Source organism: Microbacterium sp. NPDC080220, from assembly GCF_040686395.1.
Lineage (GTDB): Bacteria > Actinomycetota > Actinomycetes > Actinomycetales > Microbacteriaceae > Microbacterium > Microbacterium gawkjiense.
In genome coordinates this window covers 68,565-74,923 of record NZ_JBFBOP010000011.1, presented here as the reverse complement: position 1 = coordinate 74,923, position 6,359 = coordinate 68,565, and the positions used below count along the sequence as shown (strand labels likewise).

Annotated in this window: 11 protein-coding genes; 2 read left to right on the top strand and 9 right to left on the bottom strand. The window is 65.9% G+C overall.

All coding sequences use genetic code 11. The features are described 5' to 3' along the window. Positions 1-406: 406 nt before the first annotated feature. From AB0P29_RS14855 to AB0P29_RS14825, 7 genes are all read right to left on the bottom strand, one after another. Positions 407-700, bottom strand: coding sequence for a hypothetical protein (locus tag AB0P29_RS14855; protein ID WP_363380975.1), 294 nt, complete (start codon positions 698-700; stop codon positions 407-409). Next, a complete protein-coding gene (locus tag AB0P29_RS14850; RefSeq protein WP_363380973.1) occupies positions 697-1,356 on the bottom strand; it encodes a DUF6349 family protein in 660 nt (219 codons plus the stop codon). Before AB0P29_RS14850 ends, AB0P29_RS14855 begins: the two co-directional genes overlap by 4 nt. Positions 1,357-1,368: 12 nt before the next feature. After that, a complete protein-coding gene (locus AB0P29_RS14845; protein ID WP_363380971.1) occupies positions 1,369-1,785 on the bottom strand; it encodes a hypothetical protein in 417 nt (138 codons plus the stop codon). Beyond that, entirely contained in the window at positions 1,782-1,931 is a 150-nt protein-coding gene (locus AB0P29_RS14840) for a hypothetical protein (RefSeq protein WP_242087784.1), read from the bottom strand. Before AB0P29_RS14840 ends, AB0P29_RS14845 begins: the two co-directional genes overlap by 4 nt. Positions 1,932-2,194: 263 nt before the next feature. After that, positions 2,195-3,193, bottom strand: coding sequence for a zeta toxin family protein (locus AB0P29_RS14835; protein WP_363380969.1), 999 nt, complete (start codon positions 3,191-3,193; stop codon positions 2,195-2,197). Further along, positions 3,193-3,447 carry a hypothetical protein gene (locus tag AB0P29_RS14830; RefSeq protein WP_363380967.1) on the bottom strand — a complete coding sequence of 85 codons (255 nt, stop codon included), beginning with the start codon at positions 3,445-3,447 and terminating at the stop codon, positions 3,193-3,195. The genes AB0P29_RS14835 and AB0P29_RS14830 overlap by 1 nt, the downstream gene beginning before the upstream one ends. 345 nt (positions 3,448-3,792) lie before the next feature. Continuing rightward, positions 3,793-3,993 (bottom strand): hypothetical protein, encoded by a 201-nt coding sequence (locus tag AB0P29_RS14825; RefSeq protein WP_363380966.1) that lies wholly within the window; start codon positions 3,991-3,993, stop codon positions 3,793-3,795. Between AB0P29_RS14825 and AB0P29_RS14820 the strand changes: the two genes are divergently transcribed. Further along, positions 3,992-4,435, top strand: coding sequence for a hypothetical protein (locus tag AB0P29_RS14820; protein WP_147040074.1), 444 nt, complete (start codon positions 3,992-3,994; stop codon positions 4,433-4,435). The genes AB0P29_RS14825 and AB0P29_RS14820 overlap by 2 nt on opposite strands. Positions 4,436-4,478: 43 nt before the next feature. On the opposite strand, the gene AB0P29_RS14815 is transcribed toward AB0P29_RS14820, so the two are convergent. After that, positions 4,479-4,757 (bottom strand): winged helix-turn-helix domain-containing protein, encoded by a 279-nt coding sequence (locus AB0P29_RS14815; protein WP_147040076.1) that lies wholly within the window; start codon positions 4,755-4,757, stop codon positions 4,479-4,481. Between the two features lie 62 nt (positions 4,758-4,819). Then, positions 4,820-5,173 (bottom strand): winged helix-turn-helix domain-containing protein, encoded by a 354-nt coding sequence (locus tag AB0P29_RS14810; protein WP_363380963.1) that lies wholly within the window; start codon positions 5,171-5,173, stop codon positions 4,820-4,822. A 142-nt stretch (positions 5,174-5,315) separates the two neighbouring features. Here AB0P29_RS14810 and AB0P29_RS14805 point away from each other — a divergent pair, with 142 nt between their 5' ends. Next, a complete protein-coding gene (locus AB0P29_RS14805) occupies positions 5,316-6,329 on the top strand; it encodes a TerC family protein (RefSeq protein ID WP_363380960.1) in 1,014 nt (337 codons plus the stop codon). The last annotated feature ends 30 nt before the right edge of the window (positions 6,330-6,359 follow it).

Genomic DNA, 6,359 nt, shown 5'->3' with positions numbered 1-6,359 from the left:
CCATCGTTCTCATCGGCCTCGGCATCGTGATCCTCGTCAGCGGCGGAGCCTTCGGACTCTGACGTAGCGGCAGCGATCCAAACGGCCCCGACCGGCGCACCCCTCTCGGTTCAGACCGCGACACCTACCTGCAGGACGTCCAGTGCTACTCGACGTCCTGCAGCTTTCTGTGCACGACCGTGTCCGCGCGCAGCTGTCCTGGGCGGCTGCTTCATGAAAGCTGCACCATTCCGCAAGATGGGCACCTCCAGACAGGCGGACCCTTGAGGTCATCGACTGCTTCGAGCTGCACGAGACATTGGCGGCAGTTAGGGGCGAATCCGAGCCAGTCGGTGTCCTTGTCGTCGGGGGTCATCGGGTCAGGGTAGGCGTCTGTGTGTCGGGGCATTGGTCTGTCTCCACAGGGTCAGGTGGTGCTGGCGATGATGCGGGCGGCGATGGCGGGTGCGTCTTCGAGGGTGAGGTCGGTGAGCAGGATGGTGCGGGTGCCGTCGTCGAGGTCGATCCACCAGACGGGGCGGTTGTTGTCGTGGTCGATGCCGGCCCGGTGGGCCGGTAGTCCGCTGCCGTTGTTGGTGTCGGTGGGTCCGAAGTAGATCTGGGGGTTCCAGGTGTCGGCTCCCATGTCGGTGTGGATTTCGGTGGGGAAGGGGAGCATCTCGGCGACGGTGTAGATGAGGGTGTCGAGGTCGGTGTTCATGCGGGGGTTCCTTCCTGGGGTGCGCTGAGGTCGTAGCCGCCGAAGGGGCTGTAGCCGGGGACGTGGCGGGTGCCGTAGGGGCCGCGTTCGGTGATGATGGGGGCGCCGGGGTCGCGCAGGTTGGCGGGGTAGTTGGTGTCGAACCAGTCCTCGAGCTTGGGGGTGAGCTTGGTGGTGCCCATCTGTCCGCGGAGCTTTGCGGGGAGGACGGGGAGGCTGCGCCAGCCGGGGAAGGCGTGGTCGTGCCAGGCTTCGACGCACTCGTTTTCGGTGCCGATGTGGTGCCAGCTGCACGTGCTGCAGATGAGTTGGGTGAGGCAGTCGCCGACGCAGGAGCAGATTTTGCCGAGGCCGAGGGTGGCGCGGTGTTCTTGGTGGGCTCCCCCGGCGCAGCGGAGGTCGATGTCGAACTGGTCGATGCTGTGGTTGCCGAGCTGGCGGTGTCCGTGGGTGTAGCTGCGGTGCCACATGTGGGAGGCGTTGATGCTGTTGAAGTGTCCGTGGAGGGCGATCCAGCGGTCCCAGCCGGCGTCGAGCTCGTCGGGGTGACGGTAGGTGAAGGTGGGGCGTCCGAGGGGGATGCCGTTCCATTCGGGGAGTGCGGCGACGTCGGCTTCGTGGATGAGGTCGTCGATCATCTCCATCAGGGTGTTCATGGCGGGGTCCTCTCAGAACAGGGGCGCGAGGGGCGCGTAGTCGGGGCCGGGGATGGGTTCGGGGGTGACGGGGAAGATGCGGGGCTCGTGGCGTCGACCGGGGTAGCGGCGGTCGATGTCGAGGGCGGTGTCGGGCACGCACCAGGCGAGCTGTTCGTCCCAGGCGAGGGAGAGTTCGAGGGCGGCTTCCTCGAACGATTCGGCCCATCGCCCGATGATTCGGCCGCTGGTGGTCTGGGCTGTCCACCAGGCGTGGCCGGGGGTGGAGGGTCCGTGACGGTCGTAGGTGGGGACTCCGAGGGCGGTGAGTTCGGCGTCGACGGCTTCCCATTCGCGGCGAACGCTCTCGTTGGTGGCGCGCTCGACGTACCCGACGCGGGCGCGGATGCGCTGGGCGCAGGTGAAGAGGGTCGCGAGGTCGGTGCTCACTGGGCCGCTCCCGCCAGGTGGGTGGTGTATCCGGCGGCGGTGTAGCCGTTGGCGCACCAGACGCACACGGGGTACCGGTCGTCGTCAATCGGGTCTTCCACCTCGCGCGTCGCGATCGCTCCACAGTCGATGCAACTGAAGTCCATTGCCTCTCCCCCTCCGTTTTCCCGGCGTCGGGCCGGACACGTAGTGCCGGTGTCAGCGGAGTCGGCGCAGTGCCTGGAGGGAGCGGTTGCTAAGCGGAGCCCGGAGCGCAGCGGAGGGCGGAGTCTGCAAATAGCGACCGGAGGGAACGGAGACGGCGGAGCTGACTTAGGCTCGGCGTTTCCGGCTCGACCCTGGGATGAAAGAACAGTGCGCGCGGAGCGTGCGCGTCGAGCGGCCCGTTAGGGCTGCTCTATTGGGTCTGTCAGGACAGGCTGGGGCCTTCGGGGTGGAGGCTGGTTCCGGGGGCCTGGTAGTCGTCGACGCGCTTGGGCGCGGCGGTCCTCTCGATCATCGTCATGGTGTCGTTGAGACGTTCCACGAGTCGGGGCGCTGCTTCGGAGTTGGCGGGTAATTGCATGGATGGCACGACTTCGCTGAGCGCGATGCGGTGCATTTCCGTGAGCAGGGGTGCGGTGGCCGGCGTGATCTGGTTGGACGCTTGGGCGTACTGCGTGAACGCGCGGAGCTCGGCGAGCCAGGCGGCGGCGCCTCGGTTCGTGGCAGCGACGGTGCGGCCTTGGGTGAGGGCTTCGAGGGCGGTGTCTTGGTCGTAGTCCTCGATGGGAGCGTCGTAGAGCTCGCCGCTGCGGGTGACGATCTTGACGCGGTTCAGGGGCGCTTCGGGGGTGATCTGTGCGAGCAGGTCGCGGGTTCCGGCCCAGCCTCGGTCGTGCTGTTCGAGTGTGGTCCAGCGGGGTTCTCCCCCGGCCTGATGGTCGGTGAAGTAGCGGCCGGCGGCGGCGATGAGGCTGTCGCGGCGTGCGGTGGCGAGGGCGACGATCTCGGTGCGGAATCCGGTGTCACGGAAGTTGCGGGCGGTCGCCAGGGTGAGCGAGGGGGTGTGGAAGGTTCCCTCGAGTTGGAGGGAGTGTCGGTGCTCTCGGGCGTAGTCGATCGCGTTCTTGACCCACACGGCGGTGGCTTGGGAGAGGATCGGGCCGGCGTCGAAGGGCCGATCGCGGACAAGCTGCGCGTATTCGGGGTGGAAGGCGCGGAGGTTGTCGCCTGAGAGGGGGACGATTCCGGGGTAGTCGCGGGCGATGCGGGAGGTCGCTTGCGATTTACCTGCGCCTGGTTGGCCGCCGACGAGGACGATGGTGGGTTCGGCTTCGGGTGCCAGGTTGTCCGGGAAGTAGTAGGGCCGGATGTCCTCGTCGAAGATGCGCTGGAGCTCAGCGGGAGTGAGGGGGTCGCCGAGCATCACATTGCCCGTGCAGACAGTTCCTGGATGCGCGATTCGATGTGAGCGGCATGGGTGTCGATCGCCTGCCGGTCGTACCCGTCGACGGCGAGGGTGTCGTCCTTCCAGCGGATCATCTCGGCACGGATGCTGGCGGCGGCGTCGGGGTCAGTGGTGGAGCGCGCGGTGTTGACCAGCAGGTGCGTGAGCATGGTGTGCCGCTCCTGCATCTTGTCGTAGGCGACGGTGTCGTTGGTTCGCCATGAGCCGCTCATGTCTGCCTTCCGTCGTGGTCAGGGTCCAGTTTACCGAGGGGGGTGGACAGGCTCAGGGGACTGGCGGAGAGTCAATACTGAGGGGTGCAGTATTGGTCGGTTGCGCGGAGCGTCGACCTTGCGGTGTGCGACCAGATCGACGGCGAGCATCACCAGGATCACGCCCAGGACGGCGAACCACGCCCACAACGGCACTGACATATCAAAGACCTCCACGAATACTCGTGAAGGTCTCATCGGCCTGACGGCCCTGCGCACCGGATCCCGAGGCGGGAACGTATTGACGATGCGGAGCGAGGATTACTCCCCTTCTTGCCCCACCAAACAGGAGAAGTATGCTTCACGTCAAGTCGGCTCGCGAGAAGTTCCCGGAACCACGGTCAAAAGATGGGCGAGGCTGGGGGCGCTTTCGCGGTGTTCTGGCGGGACTACGCTGTCTTCGGGCTGCTCGTCGAGCGGCACGGCGAAGTGGTGGTGGCAGGTGAAGGGTTCGGGGTTCGACGTCGATGCCGGGTTGCGGCGATACCCGTGGGTGTCGAGGGCCATGAACGCGGAGGCCGTTTACGGCACCGTTCTGACCGCTGGGCTGATCTCCGCGTTCTCTCTCTACAACCCGGGACTGCCGGTCCTGATCGCGCGCACCATCGGCACCGTCCTGGTGTTCTGGGGTGCACACGTCTACGCCGAGATCGTCGGCAACCGCGCAATGAGCTGGCGAGAAGCGGTCCGCGAAGGCCTGCAACGCTCCGCCGGACTCCTGTGGGCACTCATCGTCCCGGTCGCCTGCCTGACCGCGGCCGCGCTCCTCGGACTATCGATGGATGCCGCCGTAGACATCTCCTTGTGGGGAGGCGTCGTCACCCTCGCCATATTGGGATGGTGGGCGGCCCGGCAACGCAACGACCCCGCCCTGGTGAAGGTGGTCACCGCCGCCGCGACGGCAGGCATGGGACTCGCGCTGATCGCTCTCAAAGCACTCGTGCACTGACCGCGCCCCGGCATCCGCTGAGCCGAGCGGTAACGCGCGTGTCTTAGTGGATGTCCAGTAACGCGCGGATGAGGTCGCCCACGGTATGCGCGGCGTTCGCAGGATGCCGCAACGGACGGTCCTGGTACAACACATAGTGGTTGCGCCGACCGCGCTTCTCCCGCTCCAGGTATCCGGCGTCCTCGAGATCGTTGAGGATCGTGAGCGCCGAACGCGTGGAGATCCCGACCTCCGCGGCGATATCGCGCACAGTGGCGTCATGGTTAGCCGCGATCGCGAGCAACACGTGCGCGTGATGGGTCAAGAACGTCCACTCCGCCATAGCTCCCATCCTCCCAGGGCTGCGCCTACCGGCATGCCATCCAGGATCTGCGGCGGCTGAGATCAGGCCGCGGTGGGTGCGTGCTCGGCTGCGTCAGATGCCGAAAAGATGGCCAGGAGTTCACCGATGTGATGGTCCCTGTCCAGCGGGTGCCGCAACGGCCGGTCCGGGTTCAGCCGGTAGGTGTTGCGCCGTCCGACCCGCTCCCGGGTCAGGTACCCCTCCTGCTCGAGCTCGCTGACGATGCGCTGCGCCGCCCGTTCGGTCACCCCCACCAGGGTCGCCACATCTCGCAACAGAATGGGCCGCCACACACAGCAGGACGTGGGCGTGATTCGTGAGAAAGGCTTCCCCACCAAGGCGTCATCGTGCAAGCCCACCACGACCTGTTCAGGAAACACGGCGAGGACATGCATACTTGGAAGTCCAAGCGGAGTGCTCCGCCACAGTCGGCTGGTCATTACGGATGCACGCCGCATCCCGGGCCACCGGTCCTCGATCACGAGGATGGAGAAGACCTTGGCGCTGATCCGCTCACGCCACTGTTAGGACCCCGCTGTGAACATCACCCCGCTCGTCTGGACCATCACGATCGCAGTCACGATCGCGTTCTTCGTCTACGAGTTCTACACGCACGTGCGCAAGCCCCACGAGCCGACCATAGGCGAATCCGCCCGCTGGTCGGCCTTCTACATCGGTCTCGCGCTGCTGTTCGGCGTCGGCATCGGAATGGTGTCAGGCTGGACGTACGGCGGTGAGTACTTCGCCGGGTATCTGACCGAGAAGGCGCTGTCGATCGACAACCTGTTCGTCTTCCTCATCGTGATGACAAGCTTTGCCGTGCCGAAGATCTATCAGCAGAAGGTGCTGATGATCGGCATCGTGATCGCACTGATCCTCCGCGGCATCTTCATCGCCGTCGGCGCGACGCTCATCGAGAACTTTTCGTGGGTGTTCTACGGATTCGGCGCACTGCTGCTCTTCCTCGCCTACCGGCAGGCTTTCACACACGGCGACTCCAACCCCGCCGACGGCAGGTTCATGCGCTTCGTGCGCCGCCATATGCGCGTGACCGACGAGTACCACGGCGACCGCCTCACGATCGTGCAGCAGGGGCGCCGCTGGGCCACGCCGATGCTGCTCACCATCATCGCGATCGGCTTCGTCGACCTCATCTTCGCGGTCGACTCGATCCCGGCGATCTACGGGCTGACCGAAGAGGCGTACATCGTCTTCACCGCCAACGCGTTCGCGCTCATGGGCTTACGCCAGCTGTTCTTCTTGATCGGCGGCCTGCTGGAGCGGCTGGTCTACCTCGCGCAGGGGCTCGCTGTCATCCTGGCCTTCATCGGCGTGAAGCTGCTCATCCACGCCCTGCACAAGAACGAGTTGCCGTTCATCAACGGCGGCGAGCCGATCACGGTGATCCCCGAGATCCCGATCTGGCTCTCGCTACTCTTCATCGCCGGGACGATCGCGGTGGCGACCATCGCCAGCCTCATCAAGACCCGCGGCGACCGCCGCCCAGCCGAGCAGGTCTCAGCCGATGACACACAGAAGGAACTCTCGTGAGCATCCTGCACCGCGCTGATCCCTCCCCCC